We start from the raw sequence: 25061 nt of genomic DNA on the forward strand, positions 1-25061 counted from the left end.
CTTCTGCTGCTGACCGCCTAGGGAAGCGCTGATTAAATCATTGTTTGCTTTTATTCTTGAATTTTTATGCAATGCGAGGAATGGGCTGACGCGAATAGCGAGCTATTTAAGGAAGCCCATGACGAAACAGTGCATAAAAATTCTTATAAGAGAAAACTCTATGAATTAATCAGTGCTTCCCTAAGTCGGTTCCTTTCCATCGGCTGATATTTATTATCGGTCATCTCAAAGATGATGGGGCCGAAATCCTCTTCCTGTTTTTTGTATTCTGGTTGGAGAGGAAAGGAAGGCGGCGGGACTATAAAACATTACCTTCAAAGCGGCGGTCACGGCCCTTTCAACGCTCCTCATTTTCCCATCCTTCTGGACTGGTTCAGATAAAAATCAGCCATAATGCTTTACAATTTTTCTGAAATCTGATATGACTATATGAGTTGTGAATCTATTTCCTATTGAAACAGGTGAAAAATGCGTAAAAATTCATTTATCCAGGGTGCCCTGATTCTGACAGTAGCCGGTATTATTGTTAAATTTATTGGTGCGTTCAGTCGTATCTATCTGTCCCGTCTTCTGGGCGGGGAGGGCATCGGCCTATACCAGATGGCCTATCCAATTTATCTCCTCTGTCTTTCCGTATCCTCTGCCGGTCTTCCGGTAGCTATTTCCATCATGGTGGCAGAGAGAAATGCGTTAAACGATTATCACGGCGGACAGAAAGTATTTCGTATTTCCATGGCAGCTTTGGTGCTGACAGGGCTCTTTTTCAGTGTCCTTCTTTTCTTTGGCGCTCAGTGGCTGGTGGATACGGGCATCGTTCGTGATCCCCGTGCCTATTGGTCTCTTCTTGCTCTTTCTCCGGCTGTTTTCTGTGCTACCCTTCTGGCAACGCTGCGCGGCTATTTCCAGGGTCTCCAGCTTATGACGCCTACGGCAGTATCCCAGATTCTGGAGCAGGTGGTGCGGGTGGTGACCATGATTGCCTTTGCTGTCATCCTTCTGCCTTACGGCCTTGAATTCGGTGCTGCCGGTGCTACGCTGGGGGCGGCTCCCGGTGCTTTCATGGGCATTGTGGTCCTTATCGGTTTCTATTATATGACCCGGGGCTGGCGAAAAGAACTGGCTTCAGAGCAGGATCCTTCCATTAAACCGCAAAGTGCCCTCCACATTATCAAAAGACTTCTTGTGCTGGCCATCCCCGTTTCACTGGCTAATATTATGCTGCCCATCGTATCCAACATCGACCTTTTCATTGTGCCCCGGCGTTTGGAAGTGGCAGGGTTTGCGGTGGAAGAAGCGACGACTCTCTTCGGCTATCTCACCGGCATGGCTACGGCCCTCGTGAATATGCCCACCATTGTGACCGCTTCCCTGGCGGCCAGCCTGGTGCCTGTCATTTCTGAAGCGATTGCTCAGAAAAGGGGAGATGTAGTAATGAAGAGGACCGACACCGCCATGCGGCTGGCCAACCTCATTACGATTCCTGCTTTCGTGGGCATGTGCGTCATTGCCACCCCGATTTCTGCCATGCTTTATGCGACACCTGATGCGGGCCCCTGCATTGCAGTCATGAGTTTTGGCGTATTCCTTCTGGGAGTGCAGCAGGTTACTACCGGTGTTCTGCAGGGCATGGGCAAAACAGCCATTCCTTTCATTAATATGGTCATTTCCGCATCGGTAAAGGTGCTTCTTTCCTGGAATCTTACCGCCCTTCCCGCCTGGGGTGTGCTTGGGGCAGCCTGGGCTACCAATGCTGACTTTGGCGTAGCAGCAGTGCTGAATCTTATCTTCCTCTACAAATTCAGAAGATATACCATGGATATGCTTCACACGGTGAAACTGTTCATCGCTGCCGGCATTATGGGCGCTGCCGTTCTGGGGGCCTACCACGGAGCTTTCAGTATCATCCACAGCAATACCCTTGCCACATTAGCGGCTATCTGTGTAGGCGGAGTGGTTTACCTGACAGCTATTGTGGTCATCCGGGCTGTGAAGCCGGAAGACGTACAGGGCGTTCCGAAAATCGGACCGAAACTGGCAGCCGCTGTAGAAAAACTGAGCTTTAAAATCTAATCATACATCTAATACATCATAGGAAATATGAAAAGCCATGAAATGGAATCTCAAAGGAGATATCATTTCATGGCTTTTTTATATGGGGAAAAGTGGGCTGGTGAGCTAGGGAAGCACTGATTAATTCATAGAGTCTGCTTTTATAAGAATTTTTATGCACTGCTTCGTCATGGGACTCCTTAAATAGCTCGCTATTCGCGTCGTCCCATTCCTTGCATTGCATAAAAATTCAAGAATAAAAGCAGACAGTGATTTAATCAGCGCTTCCCTAGTGAACTAGTGAGCTGGTGTACTAGACAGTGGGACGGCTATCTGCTATCCGTTTACCGCTGGCCGCCGTAAGGCGGCATATAAAATCATTGCCGCCTTCGGCGGCAATCCTTCCCCTCTGAACCCTCTGAACCCTCTGAACCTTTTGAACCCTTTGAACCCTTTGGCCTTGCCCCTTGAGCGGCAGCGATGCACAGCGAACACATTTTGCACTATGCGAACTGGATTCGTAGGGGAGCAAAGCGACCTGAGAATCCAGTGAGTCAGTGACAGCAGTGGATGCACTATGCGAACTGGATTTGTAAGGGAGCAAAGCGACCTGAAAATCCAGTGAGTCAGTGACAGCAGTGGGTGAAGGAGCAAAGCGACGCACAAAACGTAGTGAGTCGTTTCCCCTCTGGGGACACAACCTTTCTACGCAACCTGCGGCGCAGCCGCGCCCCTTCTGCCCCAGAGGGCATAAAATTCAAATCAGCCCCTTGGCTCCCGCCAGTGTTCTTTCTGTCTCGGAAACCAGTCCTTCTACAATTTCTTCCACCGGCTGGATTCTGGTGAGGTGGGTGAGGGACATGCCGGCCAGGACGTAGCCGTTTTCCGTAGCCCCTTCTACGGCTCCTTTTCTGGTGGTGCCGACGGCCAGGGAAATGAGCTCTTCCAGTGGAGCGCCGCTGTATTCTGCTTTCAGGTATTTTTCAGAGAAAGCGTTTTTGAGTCCTCGTACGCTGTCACCGGTGGTGAATCCGGTGACTGTGGAGTCCGTGTCCTGGGCTTTGATAATCGCTTCTTTTGCCTTAGGATGCAGACGGCATTCTTCTGCCAGAAGGAAACGGGTGCCCATCTGTACGCCGGAGGCACCCATAACGAGGGCGGCGGCAATGCCTCTTCCGTCTACAATGCCGCCGGCAGCGATGACGGGAATTTCAATGTCTGGAAGTACGTTTTCCAGAAGGGCCATGAGGGTGAGCTTGCCGTCGTGACCGCCGGCTTCCATACCTTCCACCACCAGGGCGTCGGCACCGGCATCCTGTACTCTTTTGGCCAGTTTCACATTAGGCACTACAGGAATGCATTTCACGCCGGCATGGTGAAGATCGTCAAACCAGGGCAGAGGGTTTCCGGCACCTAATGTGACGAAGGGCACCTTTTCGTCACAGATAATCTGGGCCACGTCGTCTTTATTCGGAGCCTGGAGCATAAGGTTCACGCCGAAGATTCCTCTGGGTCCCAGAATATCTTTAGCCCGGCGGATATTGTCCCGCACTTCGTCGGTGGTGAACCCGCCGGAACCGATGACTCCCGCGCAGCCTGCATGGGCCATGGCAGCAGCCAGGAGGCCATCGGAAATATAGGCCATGCCTCCCTGGATAATCGGATAATCAATGGATAAGAGTTTTGTCAGTTTTGTTTTCCACGGCATAATGATTCCTCCCTTATTTTGAAATAGTTATGGTTCTGCCCTTATTATATCTATTTTTTCTGTGGAGGCCATGGCTTTTATGAGAAAAAATTTTTATCTTTTTCGGGAAAAATTCATACTGAAAAGTTATTGAACTTAAGAACATTATGACTTCATGGTATGAATTTATGGAAAGAGTATTTTCCTGTTTTTTTCAGCCCGTAATTTAAGGAATTTTCATGGTTTCAGGAAAAAGCAAATTGGAAGGCAGTAAATTAATTGGTATACTTTTGAAATGTAGAGTATACGTATTACTATATTTTTACATAGATGTTGTAGTATTAATGACGGCGTGATATACTGTAAAAGGTAAGACTTGGCATGATTCCGCACTTTTTAATGGATGGAAGTGATATGGTTGAAAGAAGATTCTTTGATGATGCTCTTCCTGCCGGAAATGATGGCAGAGGCTCAGGAGCGGTACGAGATTCTTCGGCAGATTCACGACAACGGGCCGGTGGGAAGGCATCTTCTCGCCATGCAGACGAAGCTTTCTGAAAACACGGTCCGTAAGCACATTGAAAAAATGGAAGAGTCAGGTCTTCTTTTTTCTCGTCCTTCGGGCATGAGTCTCACCACCAAGGGAGAATCACTGATTGAGCCGCTGGCTCCCTATTTCCAGAAAAGTCCATCTCTTTCGGACATGGAAAATAAACTGCAGAAGATTCTTTCCATGGAGAAGGTGATTGTGGTGAGAGGGGATTTGGATGATACACCGGCTGTGAAAAATGAAATCAGCCAGGAAGCGGCCTTTGTACTGCTTCGTCTTCTCCGGGATAATTTTGTTATCGCCGTAGGCGGAGGTCCGATTATGGCAGGTATGGCGGAAGCCCTGCCGTCCCTTCACATGAAGGTGGATGTGGTTCCTGCTCGCGGTGGTTTTGGCAACCGGGTGGAATATTTGCCCAATTTTGTGGCAGCCCGTATGGCGGAAAAACTGGGCGGTGAGTATCATATCATCCATATACCGGACGGGTTAAGTCCCGAGCTTTTCCTTCGGGTAAAGAAGGAACTGCCCCAGTTCAGAGAAATCGACAGGCTCCTTTCCAGAACAGATATCCTGGTGACAGGGGTGGATGAGCCGGAGGATCAGTCCAAGTGGCTGGAGATTCCGGAAGATGTAAGGCGTCGGCTGATCAAGGAAAAAGCAGTGGGCGAAGCTCTTGGCCTCTATGCGGATATTCACGGGAAGATTCTCTATCGGCTCTACAATGCCGGGATTTCCAGGGAGGATATTTCCTCTATTCCCCATGTCTTAGTTGCAGCCGGGGGCAGTCACAAGGGCCCCGCAATTCTTGCCATGGCCAGAGCCGGCATACGGGGAACCTTGATTACTGATGAAGGTGCAGGTAAAACAATCATACAAGGCAGCGCCGGCTTCTCTTTATAGAAACGGCGTTCCAAGTCAATCACAGGAGGGTACTAACATTATGACAAAGATTGGTATTAACGGATTTGGCAGAATCGGCAGACTGGTATTCCGCGGCATGCTGGACAGGGATGACCTGGACGTGGTGGCCATCAATAACCCCAGCGGTGTAGAAACTGCGGCTTATCTTCTGAAGTATGATTCCGTCCATGGACGCCTGGGTAAGAAGGTGGAAATTGATGGTGATGACCTGATCATTGAAGGAAAACGGGTTCATGTATTCCATGACAGAGATCCGGAACACCTGGACTGGAGCGCTTATGGCGTTGAAATCGTAGTTGAATCCACGGGCAAGCTGAAGGACAAGGTCAGCGCCGGCAAACATATCAGAGGAACAGTCAAGAAAGTTATCATTACGGCTCCCGGCAAAGATGACGATGCCACCATCGTCATGGGCGTCAATGAAAATACCTATGATCCGGAAAAAGACAATATCATTTCCAATGCATCCTGCACGACCAACTGCCTGGCACCGGTGGTGAAGGTGCTTCATGAAAAGTTCCATATCAAACGGGGACTTATGACTACTGTTCATTCCTACACCAATGACCAGGCTATTCTGGAAAAGGCCCATAAGAAGGATCCCAGAAGAGGCAGGGCGGCAGCAGAAAACATCATTCCTACCTCCACCGGCGCAGCCAAAGCCATCGGCATTGTTATTCCTGAACTGAAAGGCAAGCTGAACGGTCTGGCTATCCGCGTACCAACACCTGATGTATCCCTGGTGGACCTGGTGGTAGAACTTTCAAAGAATGTAACGAAAGAAGAAGTGAATGCAGCTTTGAAAGAAGCATCGGAAGGAGAACTGAAGGGCATTCTGGCTTACACCGATGAACCGCTGGTTTCCAGTGATTTCCTTACCACCGATGTCAGCTCCACCGTAGACAGCCTCCTCACCATGGTTATGGAAGGCAATCTGGTGAAAGTAATTGCCTGGTATGACAATGAATGGGGATACTCCATGAGAATCATTGACCTTGTTAAGTATGTAGCATCGAAAGGACTTTGATTATGAACAAGCAGACCGTATATGATTTGAAACCGGAAGGAAAAACAGTGTATGTCCGTGTGGACTATAATGTGCCCCATGATAAGGAAGGTCATATCCTTGATGACCGCCGGATACGGGCTACCATTCCTACCATCCGCTACCTCCTGGACCAGGGGGCTGCTGTGGTACTGGCAAGTCATATGGGGCGTCCCAAGGGAGCCGTGGTCAAAGAGCTGTCTCTTGCTCCCTGTGCCAAGCGTCTGTCCGAACTTCTTCACCAGGAAGTACTCTTTGCTGATGACTGCATAGGGGACAAGGCCTCTGCCATGAAGAAAAGCCTTAAACCGGGACAGGTGCTTCTTCTTGAAAATCTTCGTTTCCATAAGGAAGAAGAGAAGAATGATCCCGAATTTGCCAAAGCCCTTGCTGACGGCTGCAGCCTGGCAGTGAACGATGCTTTCGGCGTATCTCACCGTACCCATGCTTCTGTGGTAGGAGTGGGCAGGCTGATGCCCATGGTATCCGGCCTTTTATTAAAGAAGGAAATTGATTTTCTCGATGGCGTCATCGAACATCCGGAAAGACCTTTTGCAGCCATTATCGGCGGGGCTAAAATCAGTGATAAAATCCAGGTTATTGCCAACCTCATGGAAAAGGCTGATGTCATCCTCATCGGCGGCGGCATGGCTAATACATTTGTGGCTGCCCAGGGATATGACATGGGCCAGTCCCTTCAGGACAGGGATCGTTTCGATTTGGCCAGAAACCTGATGAAAAAGGCTCATGAAATGGGTTCTGAAATCATGCTCCCTGTGGACTTTATGGCGGGGGATTCCTTCTCTGAAAAAGCGAAGACAAAAGTCCTTTCGGCATCGGAATTCAAGAGCCCCTGGATGGCACTGGATATCGGTCCTAAGACGATTGAACTTTATGTAGAAACACTGAAGAAAATGAAAACCGTGGTATGGAATGGTCCCATGGGCGTATTTGAAATGAAACCCTTTGCTAAAGGTACCTTTGCCATTGCAGAAGCTATGGCAGACCTTGATGCCACCACCGTCATCGGCGGAGGCGAGTCCGCATCCGTTGTGGACCAGCTGGGCATTGAAGACAAGTTCTCCCATGTATCCACCGGCGGCGGCGCCTCCCTGGAAATGCTGGAAGGCATGGTCCTTCCCGGCGTGGCAGTACTGGCGGATAAGGAGTGATTCTGTTTGCGTAAAACCCTGATTGCAGGCAACTGGAAAATGAATCTCACGGTGACAGAAGCTGAGAAATTTTTCAAAGCCTTCAAAATACAGAAAAAGGAAGGGACCGAGCTTCTTTTCTGTCCTCCCTTTACTGATATTCCCATAGCCCGTTTCTTTTTGGACCGCTCCTCCATTCGTTGGGGGGCCCAGAATGTGTATCCTGAAGAAAAGGGAGCATTTACAGGAGAAATTTCGGCACCTATGCTGAAGGACCTGGGCTGCAGCTATGTCATCTGCGGCCATTCCGAACGGCGCCAGATTCTTGGTGAGAGTGATGAATTTGTGGCTCGCAAAGTGAAAGCGGTGCTGGAAAATGACATGATTCCTATCCTCTGCGTAGGGGAAACGGAAGAGGAAAGAAAGGAAGGCCAGACGGAAGAACGAATTGGAAGCGAAATCAGGACAGCTCTTTTTGCACTTTCCAAAGAGGAAACAGCTAAAATGGTCATTGCCTATGAACCTATCTGGGCCATTGGCTCCGGTCAGGCTGCTACTCCCAAAGATGCGGAAGAAATCGCATCCTTTATTCGTAAAACCGTGAAAGAGGCGGCAGGAAAGAAAGCAGCTGATGAGGTCCGTATCCTTTATGGCGGTTCGGTGAATGGAGATAATATATCTTATTTCCTGAAGCAGAAAAATATTGACGGTGCCTTGATTGGCGGCGCCAGCCTGAAGCCGGACACAATGATTGATATTTATAATAAAGCCTGACAACCAAACTGAAAAAATTACAGGAGGAATAAAGCATGGCAGCAATTACTGATTTGCACGCAAGAGAAATTTTGGATTCCAGGGGAAATCCCACAGTAGAAGTAGAAATGACATTGGAAGATGGCACCTTTGCCAGGGCCGCCGTTCCCTCCGGTGCATCTACAGGCATGTTTGAAGCTACTGAACTTAGAGATGGCGACAAAAGCCGGTACAACGGTAAAGGAGTCCTGAAGGCGGTAAACAATGTAAACAGCGAAATCGCTGATGCTGTGCTCGGCTGGGATGCCAGCGATCAGAGAGGCCTTGACCACATCCTCATCAATCTGGACGGTACGGAAAACAAGAGCCGCCTTGGGGCCAATGCCATTCTGGGTGTATCCCTGGCTGCTGCTCATGCAGCAGCTGCTTCTGCCGGCCTTCCACTGTACCAGTATCTGGGCGGTGTGAATGCCCATAACCTGCCGGTACCTATGATGAATATCATGAACGGTGGTGCTCATGCAGACAACAATGTGGACATCCAGGAAAGCATGATTATGCCTGTCGGTGCTCCCAGCTTCCACGAAGGTCTGCGCATGTGCGCTGAAATCTATCATGCCCTGAAGGATGTACTGAAGAAGAAGGGACTGTCCACTGCCGTAGGTGACGAAGGCGGTTATGCTCCAGACCTTCCCTCCAATGAAGCAGCCATGGAAGTGATCTGTGAAGCCATTGAAAAAGCATGCTATACCGCAGGTAAAGATGTGGTTCTTGCTACTGATGTAGCAGCCTCTGAACTTCTTGGCGACGATGGCCTCTACCACCTGGCAGGAGACCATACCGCCAAAACGGCTGATGAAATGATTGCATTCTACGAAAAGCTCATTGATGAATATCCTATTATCTCCATTGAAGACGGCCTGGGAGAAGAGGACTGGGATGGCTGGAAGAAACTCACAGACGCCCTGGGTAAAAAAGTACAGCTGGTAGGAGATGACCTCTTTGTCACCAATACCAAACGCCTCTCCAAAGGCATTCATCTGGGTGTGGCTAACTCTATTCTCATCAAGCTGAACCAGATCGGCACCCTGACTGAAACTTTTGAAGCTGTGCAGATGGCTCAGCGCTCAGGATACACTGCCGTGATTTCCCATCGCTCCGGCGAAACTGCCGACACCACCATTGCTGATGTAGCCGTGGCTCTCAATGCCGGCCAGATTAAGACCGGTGCTCCAGGACGTACAGAAAGAGTGGCCAAGTATAACCAGCTTCTCCGTATTGAAGAAGATCTGGACGCCGATTCTTTCTACGGAAGCAGTGCTCTTTCTCATAGAATGAAACGGTTTAATTAAGCTGAAAATAAACGCAGAAATCCCCGGCCTGGTGCCGGGGATTTCTGCGCTGCGTGAGTAAAAGAAGGCGGCTGCCGCCTATAGTACTTATTGCCTGAAAGCCGGTGGGAAGCTTTCAAACTTTTCTTCGCTGCATTTTCTGAACCTTCAACGCAGAGCTTACTTCGAACGGGAGAATCTTTGCCCCCTTTGTCTCTTCATGGTATAATGGGGAAAGTGATTATGAACCCATTCATCATTGGTTTAAAGGAGCGATAGAATGAGCAAAGTATATGTAACAGGACATAAATCCCCGGATACTGACAGCATTGCCGCTGCTATTTCCTATTCCTATCTGAAAAGACAGCTGGGAATGGATGCGGTAGCAGCCAGAGCAGGGGAACCGAATAAGGAAACGAAATTCGCCCTTGACTATTTCAAGGTAGAAGCACCGGTTCTTCTGACCAGCGTGGCAAGAAAGAGCGAATCCGACGAAAAGACAAAAATCATTCTGGTAGACCACAATGAATCCAAACAGTGTGTAGACGGCATTAAAGATGCAGATGTACTGGAACTCATCGATCATCACCGCCTGGGTGATTTTGAAACGGAGAGCCCTATCTTTATCCTTATTCGTCCCGTAGGCTGTGTGAATACTGTCATTTACGGACTCTATAAACAGAACGGCGTAAAACCGTCCAAAGAAGTGGCAGGTATGATGCTCTCTGCCATTATTTCTGATACGGTTCTCTTCCGTTCTCCTACCTGCACAGAAGAAGATAAGAAAGCAGTGAAGGAACTGGCTGAAATTGCCGGCGTAGACTATGAAAAGTACGGCATGGACATGCTGAAGGCCGGCGCTGATATTTCTGACTATCCGGCTGAAAAACTGGCTCACAACGACACCAAGGAATTTGAAGCAGGCGGAAAGACCTTCTCCTGCGGACAGATTTCCGTTATGGATGTAGAACCGATTAACGCAAAGAAAGCAGATATTATGAAAGCCCTGGAAGATACCAAGGCAGAAAAGAAATACGAAGCTTCCTATCTTATGGTAACCAATATTCTGACAGAAGATACCTATCTCTGGTTCACAGAAGGTGCCAAAGATGCTGCTGAAAAGGCATTTGGCAAGAAGGCAGAAAATGGTATGATTTACCTGCCGAAAGTCATGTCCCGTAAAAAACAGGTGGCTCCGTTCCTCCTGAAGGTATATGGAGAATAATAAAATCCTGGAATCCCTGGTATGCTGCCGGTGATTTGCGGAGGAAGAACTCATACATGACTCTGTCATATATGAGTTTTTCTTTTTATTATTATCAGGGTCTGGCACAGATTTCCGCTTTTTTTACTAGTTCATTAGCTAACTAGTTCACTAACAAACAAAGGAGCAAGAATGACAGATTTTTTACATACATTAAATGACCGCCAGCTGGAAGCAGTTAAACAGGTGGAGGGTCCGGTACTGATTATGGCCGGCGCCGGTTCCGGTAAAACGAAGGCTCTGACCTGCCGGATTGCCTACATGCTTTCTCTGGGCATCCGCCCCAGTGAAATCCTGGCCATTACTTTTACCAATAAAGCAGCCAAGGAAATGCGGGATCGTGTTCACAGTCTGGTCGGGCCGGCAGCAGACAAAATCTGGATGTATACCTTCCATTCCTTCGGCGCCCGTTTCCTCCGCAGGGAAATCAACAATTATCCACCCTATACCGATAAATTCACCATTTACGATTCTGATGATTCCAAACAGCTGGTGAAGAATGTACTGAAGGAACTGAATCTGGATGATAAGCAGTTTCAGCCCCGGTCCATCCAGAGCAGTATTTCTACGGCTAAAAACCAGCTTCTCAGCCCCCAGGCTTTCCGCCGTCAGGCAGGAGGAAATTTCTATAACCAGAAGGCAGCGGATGTGTATGATCTCTATGACAAACATATGAAGCAGAACAATGCCCTTGATTTCGACGATCTTCTTTTCATTACCACTGCGCTTCTGGCTAATGAAACCATCCGCAGGCGCTGGCAGGATCGTTTCCATTATATCCTTATCGACGAATACCAGGATACGAACCACGCGCAGTACCTGATGGCGAAATACATTGCCGGAAGCCTTCAGAATATCTGCGCTGTAGGCGATGCAGACCAGAGTATTTACTCCTGGCGCGGTGCGGATCTTCGAAATATTATGGATTTCAAATCGGACTATCCCAAGGCCAGGATTATCAAGCTGGAGCAGAACTATCGCTCCACGCAGACCATTCTTGATGCAGCTAATGCGGTGATTGAAAATAACCCGGACCGCCCTTCCAAGAAACTGTGGACCGAGCAGCGGGGCGGTGCTCACCTGCAGTGGTATACGGCCATGGATGAACACAATGAAGCGGAATTCATTGTGAACACTATGAAGAAAAAGCATGATGAGGACCATGTGCCTTATGGAAATATGGCAGTGCTCTACCGTATGAATGCTCAGTCCCGTGTATTGGAAGAGACCCTGGTGAAGCGGGGCATCGGCTATACCATGGTAGGGGGGACCAGATTCTATGACCGTGCGGAAATCAGGGATATTATGGCTTATCTCAAGGTCATTAATAATTTCAGGGATAACATCAGCCTTACCCGCATCATCAATGTGCCCAAACGGGGGATTGGTGCCACCACTGTGCAGAAGCTGACGGACTATGCCAATAGCGGGAACATGTCCATGTTTGAAGGCATTATGGCTCTGGAGGGTTCTCCCATTTCCGCTTCCGCCCAGCTGAAGCTGCAGAATTTCAGTGCTCTTATCTTTGATTTTCTGAATGCTTCCACAGAGATGAATATTTTTGACCTGATTCAGAAAATTCTGACTGATACAAAATATCTGGTACAACTGCAGGAAAGCGATGATCCCCAGGCCCAGAGCAGGGAAGAAAACCTGGGCGAACTTCTTTCTGTGGCCAAGGACTTCACCACCACCCATCCGGGTGAAGGATTGGCTGAATTTCTGGAACAGGTGGCTCTGGTCAACGATGTGGACGGCTATGAAGAAACAGATGACAAAGTCACCCTAATGACCATGCACAGCGCCAAGGGCCTGGAATTCCCGGTAGTATTTCTGCCTGGCATGGACGAAGGCATTTTCCCCGGCGTCCGCTCCCTTATGGAAGAATCCCGCCTGGAAGAAGAACGTCGTCTCTGTTACGTGGCCATTACCAGGGCAAAGAAGGAGCTTTACCTCTGCAATGCCCATATGCGCACCATGTATGGACAGATGAAACCCTATGCGGCCAGCCGTTTCCTGGAAGAAATCCCATCTGACCTTATCGACCATGTGGGCAGCGATAGAAAGCAGGAGACCATCAAAAGTGCCGGCCGCTGGCACAATGAAAGCAGGAGCCGCTATGCTCTTTCTGACTCCGCTGTGGTGAACAAACCCAAAAAAGCCGGCACAAAAGCTCGATATGACTGGAAAGTGGGAGATACCGCTGTTCATAACCTTTGGGGAAAGGGGAAAGTGGTGGCAGTCATGGGAAAAGACAAGAATATGATGATTAAAGTGGATTTTCAGGGTAAGGTGCGCCAGCTCATGGTGACCTTTGCCCCCATTAGGAAGGAAGAATAGAGGCATTTCTATGGCAACTGAAGAAATCAGGAAAAAGGTGCAGGAACTCCGGAAGGAAATCCGCCATCACAGCTACCTGTACTATGTGAAAGATGCTCCGGAAATTACGGATTATGAATTTGACCACCTCTATCGTCAGCTGGTGGATTTGGAAAAGGAATATCCGGAACTGGTGACTCCCGATTCTCCTACCCAGAGGGTAGGGGGCAAAGCATCCGACGATTTTGGAAAAGTCCGTTTCCGCAAGCCTATGCTGAGCCTGGCCAATGCTTTCAGTGCCGATGAACTTCGGGATTTTGACCGCAGGGTGAAGGAAGGCCTTGGTGTAAACTCCGTGGAATATATTACGGAACTTAAAATTGATGGCCTTTCCATGAATCTTATTTACGAAAATGGCAGCCTGGTTCAGGGACTTACCCGAGGCGACGGCAGAGTAGGGGAAGATGTGACGGCCAACGTCAAAACCATTCACACCATTCCTCTTTACATTGAAAACGCACCGCCCTACATGGAAGTGAGAGGTGAAGTGTATATGCCCAGAAAAAGCTTCATCGCCCTGAATGAGGAAAGGGATGAAGCAGGGCTCATGCCTTTTGCCAACTGCCGGAATGCGGCAGCCGGATCGCTGCGCCAGCTGGATCCCCATGTCACCGCTTCCCGGAACCTGGCCTTCTTTGCTTATGCACTGGGGGATATGCAGGGACTGGAAATTCATTCCCAGGAAGAACTGCTTAAGCAGCTGGAAGCGTTCCATTTTCAGGTGAATCCGAATTATCGGAAATGGGACTCCATCGAAGGCGTTATCAAAGGCGTCAATGAATGGGAAGTCAAGCGTCATGACCTCGGCTATGACACCGATGGTATGGTCATCAAAGTGAACGATTTCGCCCAGCAGAATCAGCTGGGGGCTACGGTGAAAGATCCCAAGTGGGCGATGGCTTATAAGTACCCGCCGGAAGAAGTGGAAACCAAGGTAGAGCGTATCATTGTTACCATGGGTCGTACCGGCGTTCTCACTCCGTCGGCGGACCTTACCCCTGTGCATCTGGCAGGCACTACCGTGAAACGGGCTACCCTCCACAACATGGATTTTATCCATGAAAAAGACATTCGGGTGGGAGATCATGTCATGATTTACAAGGCAGGGGAAATTATTCCTGAAATCTCTACAGTGCTCAAGAATAAGCGCACGGGAAAAGAAGAAATCTTTGAAATGCCAAAGACCTGTCCTATCTGCGGTGAGCCGGTGCACCGCATCGAAGGAGAAGCCGCTTATCGGTGCACAAATCCCAACTGCGGCGGCGTGGTACGGGAAAAGCTCATTCACTTTGCTTCCCGTGATGCCATGGACATCGAAGGGATGGGTCCCTCGGTGGTGGACAGTCTCCTGGCTGCCCGTCTGGTCAATGACCCTGGTGACTTCTATCGGTTGAAACAGGAAGATATGGAACAGATGGAGCGTATGGGCGAAAAAAGTGCTGCCAACCTGGCTGCTGCTATTTCGGACAGCAAGGGAAGAGGCCTTGCCAAACTTCTCTTCGGTCTGGGAGTCCGTTTTCTGGGAGCGAAAGGAGCCGAACTCATCACCGCCCGTTTCCATACCATGGATGCCATTATTGCCGCTTCCATTGATGAAATTCAGGAAACTGAAGGTATAGGTAAAGTGATAGCCACAAGCCTTTATGATTATCTCCACGATGTGAAGAACCTGGCTGTTATTAATAAACTCAAAGATGCCGGTGTTCTTATGGAAGAAATCAAGGAAATTCCTGCAGGTCAGGCTTTTGCTGGAGAAATGGTGGTTCTTACCGGTAAACTCTCTGCCATGGGAAGGAGAGAAGCCAGTGAGATCATCAAACAGCAGGGGGGAGATACCCAGTCTTCTATTACCGGAAAAACCACCCTGGTGGTGGCTGGTGCTGATGCAGGGAGCAAGCTGGAAAAAGCAAGGGCAAAGAATATCCCCGTCATTAATGAAGAAGAATTTCTGAGAAGAGCGGGGATTCAAGAGTAGATGATAGACATCAGACTTTGAGATTTCTCACCGGTGGCTTAGAATGACCATGTCAGGCGGGAAGGTGAACACCTAAAAGAGGCTGTGAAAAAATGTAAATCATTTCTTCACAGTCTCTTTTAGTGAAGCGCTGATTAAATCATTGTTTGCTTTTATTCTTGAATTTTTATGCAATGCGAGGAATGGGCTGACGCGAATAGCGAGCTATTTAAGGAAGCCCATGACGAAACAGTGCATAAAAATTCTTATAAAAGAAAACTCTATGAATTAATCAGTGCTTCCTTAGGTGGCACCCGCAGGTTGTCACCTAAACTCGCAGACGCAAAGCGCTTGTCAATCCTGCGAACATTATGAAAAGTGAGGGCTGCTTTGCGGCCCTTACTTTTCATTTCCACCCCTTGCATTTCATTTTGAATCCTGCTATGATATTTCATATCATATGTAAAAGCAGAGATGGGAAGAAGCTGCGGATGAATTTTTAGAGAGCTGCCGATGGTGGGAAGGCGGTAAGGATGAAGCAGCGGGTCACCCCGGAGCCGGCTTATGCCCGTGGCGCACGTTATACGCAAATGAGCGATCATGTATGATTATTTAGGTGGTACCGCGGAAGCACTCTTTCGTCCTATGGGATGGAGGAGATTTTTTATTTTTAGGAGTGAAAAATATGGCAGATTTTGAAGATCTTGGCAAATATGACCCAGCTGCGATTGAGCAGAAGTGGTATAAGTTCTGGGAGGATCATGATGTATTTCATGATGAACCGGATCCTTCCAAGGAACCATACAGCATTGTGCTGCCGCCGCCAAACGTAACAGGCCAGCTGCATATGGGTCATGCCCTGGATAATACACTGCAGGATATCCTTATTCGTTATAAAAGAATGCAGGGCTACAACGTACTCTGGCTGCCGGGCAAGGACCATGCAGGCATTGCTACCCAGGTGAAGGTGGAAAAGCAGATTGCCGAGGAAGGTCTCAATAAGTACGATCTGGGCCGTGAAAAATTCTTGGAAAGAGTATGGCAGTGGAAGGAAAAATTCGGAAACCGCATTGGACTGCAGATTCGCCGTCTCGGCTCTTCCTGCGACTGGAAACGGGAACGGTTTACCATGGACGATGTATGCGCCCGGGCTGTCCGTGAAGTTTTTGTTTCTCTCTACGAAAAAGGTCTTATCTATCAGGGATTCCGCATCACCAACTGGTGTCCTCGCTGCCAGACGGCACTCTCTGATATTGAAGTAGAACATGAGGACGAAGTAGGGCATCTCTGGTATTTCAACTATCCTATCGTGGGAGAAGACGGATATATAGAAATTGCTACGACCCGTCCGGAAACGATTTCAGGCGATACGGCTGTAGCTGTGAATCCCGAAGATAAACGGTATGCGCATCTGGTAGGTAAGAAGGTAAAGCTTCCTACTACGGATCGCGAAATCCCCATTATTGCTGATGATTATGTAGATATGGATTATGGTACCGGCTGCGTGAAGATTACACCGGCCCATGACCCCAACGACTTTGAAGTAGGCCAGCGCCATGACCTGCCCACCATTGTCATCATGAACAAGGACGGCACAATGAATGAAAAGGCCGGCAGATACAGCGGCATGGACCGCTATGAAGCCAGAAAAGCCATTATTGAAGATTTCAAGAAGGCCGGTCTGCTGGTAAAAATTGAAGAAACGAAGCATGCTGTAGGTCACTGCTCCCGCTGCAAGACGGTGGTGGAACCAATGACTACGAAACAGTGGTTTGTAAAGATGAAACCTCTGGCCGGACCGGCCATGGAAGCAGTGACTTCCGGAAAGACGAAATTTGTTCCTGAACGTTTTTCCAAGACTTATATTCAGTGGCTGGAAAATATTCATGACTGGTGTATTTCCCGTCAGCTCTGGTGGGGCCACCGCATTCCAGTATGGTACTGCGATGACTGCGGCGCTGTCAGTGCATCCCGCACGGATCTGACCGAATGCCCGAAGTGCGGCAGCAAACATATCCATCAGGATCCGGACGTGCTGGATACCTGGTTCTCCTCTGCCCTGTGGCCATTCTCCACCATGGGCTGGCCTGACCAGACACCGGTTTTGAGACAGTGGTACCCTACATCCACCATGGTTACAGGCTACGATATCATTTTCTTCTGGGTAGCCCGCATGATGTTTATGTCCATGGAATTCATGCATGAAATTCCATTCAAGTATGTATTCATTCATGGCCTTGTCCGCGATTCCCAGGGCCGCAAGATGAGCAAGTCCCTTGGAAACGGCATTGATCCTCTGGAAGTCATCGATAAATACGGTGCCGATGCCCTCCGGTTCACCCTGGTTACCGGCAATACGCCCGGCAACGATATGCGTTTCTACTATGAAAAGGTAGAAGGAAATCGGAATTTCGCCAATAAGATCTGGAATGCTACCAAGTTCACCCTGATGAACCTGGACGATTATGATAAGGATTTCGTTCCGGACAAAACGCAGTTCACTCTGGCAGATAAATGGATTCTTGACCGTCTGGCAGCCACGGAAGATTATGTCAGTGCCAACCTGGACAAATACGAACTGGGTGAAGCAGCAGACTCTATTTATAACTTCGCATGGAACTATTTCTGCGACTGGTACATTGAAACAGCCAAGACCCGTCTCTATGGTGAGCATAATACGGACCGCAAAGTCACCCAGTACGTGCTGGTGTATACCCTGACCCGCATGCTGGCCCTGCTTCATCCATTTATGCCGTTCATTACGGAACACCTCTGGCAGCATCTGCCCCATGAAGGCGAAATCCTGGCAAGGGCTCCCTGGCCGAAGGCTGATGAAAACCTCCGCTTCAAGGACGAAGCAGAACAGTTTGAAAGGATTATGGACTCCATCAAGGCTATCCGCAATATGCGCGCTGAAGCCAACGTAACACCCAATAAGATGTGCCACATCCAGATTGCTGTTCTCCGGGATGATTTGAAAGGCTGCATTGAAAACCATAAGGAATACTATGAAAAACTGGGCCATGTAGAAGACATCAAGCTGCTTTCCGCTGATGCACCGAAACCGGAAAACGCACTGACTTCCGTAGTTACCGGTCTGGAAGTTTATCTGGAACTGAAGGGCCTCATTGATACGGCTAAAGAAAAAGAAAAGATTGCAAAGAACAAGGCGGCCCTGGAGAAAGATATTGCCCGCACCAGCGGTAAACTGGCCAATAAAGGATTCCTGGCTAAAGCACCTGAAGCAGTGGTTGAGAAGGAAAAAGAAAAACTGGCCCAGTTCGAAGAAAAGATGAAATCTCTGGAAGAACGTCTGAAGTTCTTGGATCAGCTCTGATTGTAAAAGGTTCTTAAGCAGGACGGGACTTTGGCGGATGAGTAAAGTTTACAGGCACCGCCGGCGGTCCCTGAACATCAGCTGGCACAGCCTGCGGCAAAGCCGCCATCTTCTTTCCTTCACAAAGGATTCATTAAGCCTTAGAATCTTATGGGCCTGAAGGGTGAAGAACCCACGGCTCAGCCGCAATCATCAAAACCAATCGAAGACTCCCTTTCATCAGGGAGTACTTCTTATGTAAAGGAGAAATTATGAATTACGAAGAATCAGTGGCCTATCTGGAACAGGCAGCATCCTTTGGCATTAAGCCGGGGCTGGAGCGGATAGAGGCCATGCTGAAGAAACTGGGAAATCCGGAAACCGCTTACAAGGTGATTCATGTCACCGGCACCAACGGCAAAGGAAGCGTGGTGGCCATGATTACCAGCGTGCTGGAAAATGCCCAGCTCCGGGTGGGGCGTTACATTTCCCCTCATCTGCTGGACTACACCGAACGGATTTATATCTGCGGCCATGATATTTCCAGAGAAGACTTTGCCAAAGCAGCTACCGTGGTGCGGAAGGCGGCGGAAGAAATCATTGCAGACGGCGTAGAAGCACCGACGGAATTTGAACTTCTGACGGCCATGGCTTTCTGGTATTTCAAAGAACAGAAAGTGGATTACGCAGTTATGGAAGTGGGCATGGGCGGACTTTATGATTCGACCAATGTCATTCTTCCTGTGGTTTCTGTCATTACCAATGTGGCTATGGACCACATGAAGTACCTGGGCAATACCCTTCAGGAAATCGCTCACCAGAAGGCTGGCATCATCAAAGAAGGCATTCCGGTGGTTACTGCAGCCCAGCATGTGGCTTTGAAACAGCTGAAGAAGGAAGCTCATGAAAAAAAATCCCGCATCTATTTCTACGGCAGGGATTTTGAAATTGATTCCAGAAATCCCTGGAAACATGGACAGGTAGTTACGGTGAAACGGAAAGATATGCCTAAGGAACTGGAAAAGAGCCTTCTCTTTGTTCCTTTCGTAGGAGCTCATCAGGCTGTGAATGCAGCAGTAGCTACCATGGCCCTGTCTATCATCATGAAGCAGGATGACCGGGTGAATGAAAATGATCTTCGCGAAGGTCTGGCCCGGACCCGCTGGCAGGGACGCTTTGAAATCCACGATGTAAAAGGCGTCACTTATATCATGGATGGCGCTCATAATCCGGCAGGAGCCGAAGCCCTTATGGAAGCGCTGGAGGAACAGTATCCCGATAAACGCCGCCTCTTTGTATTCACATCTCTGGCTGACAAGGATACAGAAACGGTGATTCAGCTTCTTATTCGCAAGGGAGACAAGGTTTTCGCCTGCGAGGCACCTACACCCAGGACAAGGAAGCCTGAAGAAATCGGCGCCATGATCAAAGCCCAGAAGATTGATGCTGCCTTCATGGCAGAACCTTCTGTCAAGGCTGCTCTGGAAGATGCTACGAAAGAGGCAGGGGCAGGGGACATTGTCCTTATCTGCGGATCCCTTTACATTCTGGGAGATGCCATCCGTTTCATTGAAGAAAAAGAAATGGAAGCAGCCAAAGAAAAGAAATAATAGGCTTAAGAAAAACCCCGGGGGTCGCCCCGGGATTTTTTAAGGTGATGGGACCGGGATTGGGCAGAAAGCAGGGATTTGGATGGTATGGCTGAAGGTCGGGCAGATTCATAGACCCGGTACGCGGCGGGTATATCGTAGGGAGTCATTTCTACCTAAGCGGACACAGATGCTGTTCAATGCAGGAATTCTATAAAAACCTTAAAGGATATAACTAATACATATGCTTCATAGTATAATGATTTTATGTTATAAAAATATTGAAGGATGTAAGAATGATATGTTATAATGGAATTGTCTTCAGATAGAAGTATTTGAATAGAATTAAGTACTTCAAAGATTTGAATATACAATTTCATCTTTGTTCTTTTAAAAAGGAGTCCGGACTATGATTACTGAACATGAAATCTTTTTGACCGATCCCTCGGAAAAAGCAAAAGTAATAGAGTTTTTGAAGGGCTTTGACCTGACTTTTACAGGAAATATTGATTATACCATGGGCCTTTATGACGATGGACAGCTCATCGGCACCGGTTCCCTGGGGGGCCGTGTCATGCGGGATATTGCCATCAGCGAGAAATATCAGAAGAAGGGGCTGACCCGCCGTATTATCCGCAACCTGCAGGGTGAATCCTACCGCCGGGGAGTTACAGGAAATCAGATTTTCACAAAACCGAAGAATGTGCCTATTTTTGAGCATATGGGCTTCAAATGCGTGGCAGTAGCGGAGCCTTATGCGGCCCTTTTGGAAAAGGGCACGGATACCCTGGAAGATTACCTGGGCCGGGTTCGGGCTATTCTGGGGACCGGTGAAGGAAAGAACCGCGGTGCCATCGTAATGAACTGCAACCCCTTTACTCTTGGCCACAGGAGCCTGGTGGAATATGCCCACAACAACTGCGATGAAGTGATTATTTTTGCTGTGCAGGAAGACCGGTCCATATTCCCGTTCTCTGACCGTTTTTCCCTTATTAAACAGGGTGTTCGGGATATGAAAGGCGTAGAGGTAATCAGCGGCGGTGATTTCATTATTTCCAATGCCACTTTCCCCACCTATTTCATCAAGGGTACCGATGAACTCGCAGCGCAGACCAAACTGGACGCCACCGTTTTCGCTACCCGCATTGCACCGGCATTGAATATTACTGTGCGTTTTGTGGGAGAAGAACCGACGGATAAGACCACTATGGCCTATAACAATGCCATGCGGGAAGTATTTGCCCAGAACGGCATTGAACTGAAAGAAATCCCCAGAGAACAGAAGGGCAACCAAATTGTATCGGCCTCCTCTGTCCGCAGAGCGCTGGCTGATGACGACTGGGAAACGGTGTATCGCATGGTCCCGAAAACGACTCTTATCTATTTGAAGAGCCCCGCTGGGCAGGAAGTAATTCGCAGAATCAAAATGACCGAAGCTTTCAAGAAGATGGAAGCCGAAGAAAAGGCAAAAGAAGAAGCTGCTGCAAAAGAGGCTAAAAAGGAATAAACGAATTTTATAGAAATAAATATAGAAATGAAAAGGAGCTGCGGAGAAATGTCAATCATTTCTTCGCAGCTCCTTTTTATCGTTTCTTTTGCAGGGCTTGCTATTGGTGCAGGGCTTTCCACTGGCTGGTATTTATTGACGGTCTATCCATGACTGTATTACCGGAATGATTTATTTTGCTCGAGCAGGAAAGAAGAAGGTGAAAAGCAGATGGCAGTTAAGGAAGCACTGATTAATTCATAGAGTTTTCTTTTATAAGAATTTTTATGCACTGTTTCGTCATGGGCTTCCTTAAATAGCTCGCTATTCGCGTCAGCCCATTCCTCGCATTGCATAAAAATTCAAGAATAAAAGCAAACAATGATTTAATCAGCGCTTCCTTAGAAACAGAAGATCGGACAAATCTGGCATTTCACCATCCCCGGCTGGCACCGCCGCCTCCAGAGGAACCGCCACGGCCGCTTCCGCCGAAGCCTCCACCGCCGCGGCCGCCTCCGCGGCCCGTGAAGAGGAGGAAAAGAATGAGGCGGGTGAGACGGCCGCCCAGGAAGATCCAGTCAATGACCAGAAGGATGAGGAGCACCAGGGGCGTCAGAAAATCCTCCATAGTAAATCCGCTGTCTTCTTTGACAGCAGGACTTGAGAGTCCGTCCAGCGAGGCGAGGCCATATTCTTTCATGACCTGCCGCACCATGTTGTCATAGGTATCCTGGACACCCCGGCTATAGTCGCCTTTCTTGAAAGCGGGAATGAGGAAGGTATCCAGCAGGCGCCCTGCTTTGGCATCGTTCATGGCGCCTTCCAGGCCGTAGCCCACCTCAATCCGGGCTTTTCTATCTTTCATGGAAACCAGAAGCAGGAGACCGTTGTTTTTCTCTTTATCACCAAGGCCCCGGCTTCGAAAAAGGCCGTTGGCATAGGATTCCAGATCACCATCGGGAACGGTGTCAACCATGACTACCACTACTTGGGCATGGGTCTTTTGATCCAGTGCATAGCCTATGGCATTGATATGTTTCTTTGTTTCTACGCTTAAGGTACCGGTGTAGTCTTCCGCGTAGAAAGAATCAGAAGGCGGCGGGGGATAGGTTTCTGCTGCCAGGACGGTATTTATGGAAAACCATGCAAAAACCAGGGTCAAAAGAGCGATCAACACTTTCCCTATGGATTTCATGGTATCTCTCCTTTCATCAGCAGCTCACTGTCTCACCGGCTGACCAATTGACTAAAACTGTACTTTTGGAGCTGCTTTGGCTCCTTCGTCTGCTTTGAAATAGGGGGCGTCGGTGAAACCGAAGGCACCGGCGTAAAGGCTTACCGGAAAAGAATGAATTTTAGCATTGTATTTCTGCACCTGATTGTTATAGTCCCGACGGGCTACGGAAATCCGGTTTTCCGTTCCTGCCAGTTCGTCCTGAAGTGCCAGGAAATTCTGGTTGGCTTTCAAATCAGGATAATTTTCAGCTACCATCAGCAGACGGCCCAGGGCGTTGGACAATTCACCATTAGCGCTGATTTTATCGGTCGGCGTGGAAGCATTCAAGAGTTTGGAACGGGCATCGGCCACTGCCTTCACCGCTTCCTGTTCATGGGAAGCATAGCCTTTAACCGTGTTTACCAGATTGGGGATCAGGTCAGCTCGGCGCTGAAGCTGGGTATCTACCTGGGCCCAGGATGAATTCACCTGTTCATGCATGGAAACAAGGCCGTTGTAGGAGCTGACCAGGCCTCCGGCAATGACAAGGATTGCAGCAATGATAATAATCAGTTTCTTCATAGGAACCTCCTTAGAAATGGAAAACAAATCTATTATTTCAATCCCAGTTCTTCCTTATGGGTGGTCATGCCGTCAATGCAGGCCTGCATAACAGTACCGGCGTCAAGACCCAGCATGGCAAATCCCTTTTTGATGACGTCCCGATTGCAGCCTGCAGCGAACCGTTTATCCTTGAATTTCTTTTTCAATCCCTTCACTTCCATGCCTGTAATGCCCTCGGGCCGCATAAGGGCATAGGCCATGACTACGCCGGTGAGTTCATCGACTGTGAAAAGGCTCTTCTCGATGTCCGTGGTGGGTTCCACATCATTGTCGCAGATGCCCCAGCCATGGGAAATGATGGTATTGATATCTTCCTCATCGACCCCTTCCGGTTCCAGAAATTCCCGGACATGGTGACAGTGTTCATTGGGATATTTTTCATAATCCACATCATGAAGATAGCCGATAGCTTCCCAGTGGTCCTTATCGGCATGGAAATAATCCGCCATAGCGCCCATGGCTGCACTCACTGCCATGGCATGGGTGAAAAGATGGTCCTCGGTGGTATACTTCGGTAAAATTTCTTTGGCTTTCGCCAGTGTAAGCCGACTCATAATAAATTCCTCCTTCATAAATTCTACATCTAGCATAGGGGATAGCAGAAAGATTGTCAATGAATGGTGAGGAAATCTTGAAGTTCTCCATTGACTTTTTCTTCTATAAGAATGGTAAAATAAAAAAAACAGGCTTTTGCATTCCAGCAGAAAGGAGACCATCATGACTGATTTGGAAAAACTGAGGGAAATGATTGAGAGTCATCATAAGATTGCTTTCTTTGGCGGCGCCGGCGTTTCTACAGAATCCCATATTCCCGATTTCCGCGGGGCCAATGGGATTTATCGGCAGAAGACAAATCTTCCCTGGACGCCGGAGGAAATGCTGTCTCATCATTTTTATGAGGAACATCCGGTGGAGTTTTTCACCAACTACAAGAACTTCGCAGAAGCCATGGTGGCGGCTGAGCCGAACAGAGCTCATTATGCTCTGGCCAGGCTGGAGGAAGAAGGGAAACTTTATGGTATTGTTACCCAGAATATTGACGGCCTTCACCAGAAGGCAGGCAGTCAAAATGTGATGGAGCTTCATGGGTCTATTCTGCGAAATTACTGCACCCAGTGCGGCCGCTCCTACGATGTGGATAGTTTCCTTTCCCTCTGCAGCCCGGTGCCTCACTGCCCTTACTGCGGGGGTATTGTGAAACCGGATGTGGTACTCTACGAGGAGCCTCTTGATATGGATACCATGGAAGATGCCATGGATGCCATACAGACGGCAGATATGCTCATCATTGGAGGCACCAGTCTGGTGGTCTATCCGGCCGCCGGCTTTATTGACTATTTTGCCGGCGATTCTCTTGTGATGATTAACCAGGATGCAACGGGAAGGGATAGTACCTGCGATCTGGTTTTCCATGACAGCGTGGGAAAAATACTGGGAGAAGTGGTGGGAGTATAGCACCGGCGGAGCGGCCGGAGCCGTGAAAGGCAAGTAATGCTACAAATGAAAGAAGCCAGATTGTTTAGAGCTGTAAATCTCCCTTTCAGGTGATGGGAAGAACAGGCAGGCTGTCCTGGTGCAGAGAAGAGTGTTCCTTTCCGGCGGCTGGCGTCAGCACCTATTAAACATTTTGTCCCGCTCTGGACCCTAATGCCGGGCCTGCTCATGGGGTTGACTTTTAGCGCAGGCATGTTAAAATAGCTTTATATATTGAGGCTATGATGAAGAAGGAGCCGGCAGGGATTCTAC

General features: G+C 48.7%; 17 protein-coding genes. 13 read left to right on the forward strand and 4 right to left on the reverse strand.

What is annotated here, in order from left to right; translation table 11 throughout:
- Positions 1-468 precede the first annotated feature (468 nt).
- Positions 469-2070, forward strand: coding sequence for a putative polysaccharide biosynthesis protein (locus NW747_RS07390; protein WP_273186434.1), 1602 nt, complete (start codon positions 469-471; stop codon positions 2068-2070).
- A gap of 736 nt (positions 2071-2806) precedes the next feature.
- Here the strand turns inward: NW747_RS07390 and NW747_RS07395 are convergent.
- Positions 2807-3757 carry a nitronate monooxygenase gene (locus tag NW747_RS07395; protein ID WP_273186436.1) on the reverse strand — a complete coding sequence of 317 codons (951 nt, stop codon included), beginning with the start codon at positions 3755-3757 and terminating at the stop codon, positions 2807-2809.
- Between the two features lie 397 nt (positions 3758-4154).
- Here NW747_RS07395 and NW747_RS07400 point away from each other — a divergent pair, with 397 nt between their 5' ends.
- The 11 genes from NW747_RS07400 (at position 4155) to citC (ending at position 21496) form a co-directional block, all read left to right on the forward strand.
- On the forward strand, positions 4155-5186 hold the full coding sequence (locus tag NW747_RS07400) for a sugar-binding transcriptional regulator (protein ID WP_273186438.1): 1032 nt from the start codon (positions 4155-4157) through the stop codon (positions 5184-5186).
- Between the two features lie 40 nt (positions 5187-5226).
- The gene (gene gap, locus NW747_RS07405; RefSeq protein WP_008859280.1) at positions 5227-6234 is read left to right on the forward strand and encodes a type I glyceraldehyde-3-phosphate dehydrogenase; all 1008 of its coding nucleotides are present in this window, start codon (positions 5227-5229) and stop codon (positions 6232-6234) included.
- Between the two features lie 2 nt (positions 6235-6236).
- A complete protein-coding gene (locus NW747_RS07410) occupies positions 6237-7424 on the forward strand; it encodes a phosphoglycerate kinase (RefSeq protein WP_273095854.1) in 1188 nt (395 codons plus the stop codon).
- Positions 7425-7430: 6 nt separating this feature from the next.
- Positions 7431-8177, forward strand: coding sequence for a triose-phosphate isomerase (tpiA, locus tag NW747_RS07415; protein ID WP_273186441.1), 747 nt, complete (start codon positions 7431-7433; stop codon positions 8175-8177).
- Between the two features lie 35 nt (positions 8178-8212).
- The gene (gene eno, locus NW747_RS07420; protein WP_273186444.1) at positions 8213-9508 is read left to right on the forward strand and encodes a phosphopyruvate hydratase; all 1296 of its coding nucleotides are present in this window, start codon (positions 8213-8215) and stop codon (positions 9506-9508) included.
- 259 nt (positions 9509-9767) lie between these two features.
- The gene (locus NW747_RS07425; RefSeq protein WP_008859276.1) at positions 9768-10712 is read left to right on the forward strand and encodes a manganese-dependent inorganic pyrophosphatase; all 945 of its coding nucleotides are present in this window, start codon (positions 9768-9770) and stop codon (positions 10710-10712) included.
- 171 nt (positions 10713-10883) lie between these two features.
- Positions 10884-13091, forward strand: coding sequence for a DNA helicase PcrA (gene pcrA / locus NW747_RS07430; protein WP_273186447.1), 2208 nt, complete (start codon positions 10884-10886; stop codon positions 13089-13091).
- Between the two features lie 10 nt (positions 13092-13101).
- Positions 13102-15105, forward strand: coding sequence for an NAD-dependent DNA ligase LigA (gene ligA / locus NW747_RS07435; RefSeq protein WP_273186450.1), 2004 nt, complete (start codon positions 13102-13104; stop codon positions 15103-15105).
- A gap of 664 nt (positions 15106-15769) precedes the next feature.
- The gene (locus NW747_RS07440; RefSeq protein WP_273186452.1) at positions 15770-18421 is read left to right on the forward strand and encodes a valine--tRNA ligase; all 2652 of its coding nucleotides are present in this window, start codon (positions 15770-15772) and stop codon (positions 18419-18421) included.
- A 251-nt stretch (positions 18422-18672) separates the two neighbouring features.
- The gene (locus NW747_RS07445) at positions 18673-20010 is read left to right on the forward strand and encodes a bifunctional folylpolyglutamate synthase/dihydrofolate synthase (protein ID WP_008859271.1); all 1338 of its coding nucleotides are present in this window, start codon (positions 18673-18675) and stop codon (positions 20008-20010) included.
- Positions 20011-20398: 388 nt separating this feature from the next.
- On the forward strand, positions 20399-21496 hold the full coding sequence (gene citC, locus NW747_RS07450; protein ID WP_273186455.1) for a [citrate (pro-3S)-lyase] ligase: 1098 nt from the start codon (positions 20399-20401) through the stop codon (positions 21494-21496).
- A 412-nt stretch (positions 21497-21908) separates the two neighbouring features.
- Here citC and NW747_RS07455 read toward each other — a convergent pair whose 3' ends face one another.
- From NW747_RS07455 to NW747_RS07465, 3 genes are read right to left on the reverse strand one after another with little or no spacing between them, the layout of a single operon-like run.
- Entirely contained in the window at positions 21909-22670 is a 762-nt protein-coding gene (locus NW747_RS07455; RefSeq protein WP_273186459.1) for a TPM domain-containing protein, read from the reverse strand.
- A 51-nt stretch (positions 22671-22721) separates the two neighbouring features.
- The gene (locus NW747_RS07460) at positions 22722-23273 is read right to left on the reverse strand and encodes a LemA family protein (RefSeq protein WP_273186462.1); all 552 of its coding nucleotides are present in this window, start codon (positions 23271-23273) and stop codon (positions 22722-22724) included.
- Positions 23274-23305: 32 nt separating this feature from the next.
- The gene (locus tag NW747_RS07465) at positions 23306-23869 is read right to left on the reverse strand and encodes a hypothetical protein (RefSeq protein ID WP_273186465.1); all 564 of its coding nucleotides are present in this window, start codon (positions 23867-23869) and stop codon (positions 23306-23308) included.
- A gap of 163 nt (positions 23870-24032) precedes the next feature.
- Between NW747_RS07465 and NW747_RS07470 the strand changes: the two genes are divergently transcribed.
- Positions 24033-24770 carry an NAD-dependent protein deacylase gene (locus tag NW747_RS07470; protein ID WP_273186468.1) on the forward strand — a complete coding sequence of 246 codons (738 nt, stop codon included), beginning with the start codon at positions 24033-24035 and terminating at the stop codon, positions 24768-24770.
- Positions 24771-25061 lie beyond the last annotated feature (291 nt).

The sequence above is a fragment of the Dialister succinatiphilus genome (genome assembly GCF_928721695.1).
Lineage (GTDB): Bacteria > Bacillota > Negativicutes > Veillonellales > Dialisteraceae > Dialister > Dialister succinatiphilus.

What these genes read in the sequence shown, in the direction of transcription:
- NW747_RS07390 (WP_273186434.1), top strand. Translation starts at nt 469, where the DNA reads ATGCGTAAAAATTCATTTATCCAGGGTGCCCTGATTCTGACAGTAGCC.
- NW747_RS07395 (WP_273186436.1), bottom strand. Translation starts at nt 3,757, where the DNA reads ATGCCGTGGAAAACAAAACTGACAAAACTCTTATCCATTGATTATCCG.
- gap (WP_008859280.1), top strand. Translation starts at nt 5,227, where the DNA reads ATGACAAAGATTGGTATTAACGGATTTGGCAGAATCGGCAGACTGGTA.
- NW747_RS07410 (WP_273095854.1), top strand. Translation starts at nt 6,237, where the DNA reads ATGAACAAGCAGACCGTATATGATTTGAAACCGGAAGGAAAAACAGTG.
- eno (WP_273186444.1), top strand. Translation starts at nt 8,213, where the DNA reads ATGGCAGCAATTACTGATTTGCACGCAAGAGAAATTTTGGATTCCAGG.
- NW747_RS07425 (WP_008859276.1), top strand. Translation starts at nt 9,768, where the DNA reads ATGAGCAAAGTATATGTAACAGGACATAAATCCCCGGATACTGACAGC.
- pcrA (WP_273186447.1), top strand. Translation starts at nt 10,884, where the DNA reads ATGACAGATTTTTTACATACATTAAATGACCGCCAGCTGGAAGCAGTT.
- ligA (WP_273186450.1), top strand. Translation starts at nt 13,102, where the DNA reads ATGGCAACTGAAGAAATCAGGAAAAAGGTGCAGGAACTCCGGAAGGAA.
- NW747_RS07440 (WP_273186452.1), top strand. Translation starts at nt 15,770, where the DNA reads ATGGCAGATTTTGAAGATCTTGGCAAATATGACCCAGCTGCGATTGAG.
- NW747_RS07445 (WP_008859271.1), top strand. Translation starts at nt 18,673, where the DNA reads ATGAATTACGAAGAATCAGTGGCCTATCTGGAACAGGCAGCATCCTTT.
- citC (WP_273186455.1), top strand. Translation starts at nt 20,399, where the DNA reads ATGATTACTGAACATGAAATCTTTTTGACCGATCCCTCGGAAAAAGCA.
- NW747_RS07455 (WP_273186459.1), bottom strand. Translation starts at nt 22,670, where the DNA reads ATGAAATCCATAGGGAAAGTGTTGATCGCTCTTTTGACCCTGGTTTTT.
- NW747_RS07460 (WP_273186462.1), bottom strand. Translation starts at nt 23,273, where the DNA reads ATGAAGAAACTGATTATTATCATTGCTGCAATCCTTGTCATTGCCGGA.
- NW747_RS07465 (WP_273186465.1), bottom strand. Translation starts at nt 23,869, where the DNA reads ATGAGTCGGCTTACACTGGCGAAAGCCAAAGAAATTTTACCGAAGTAT.
- NW747_RS07470 (WP_273186468.1), top strand. Translation starts at nt 24,033, where the DNA reads ATGACTGATTTGGAAAAACTGAGGGAAATGATTGAGAGTCATCATAAG.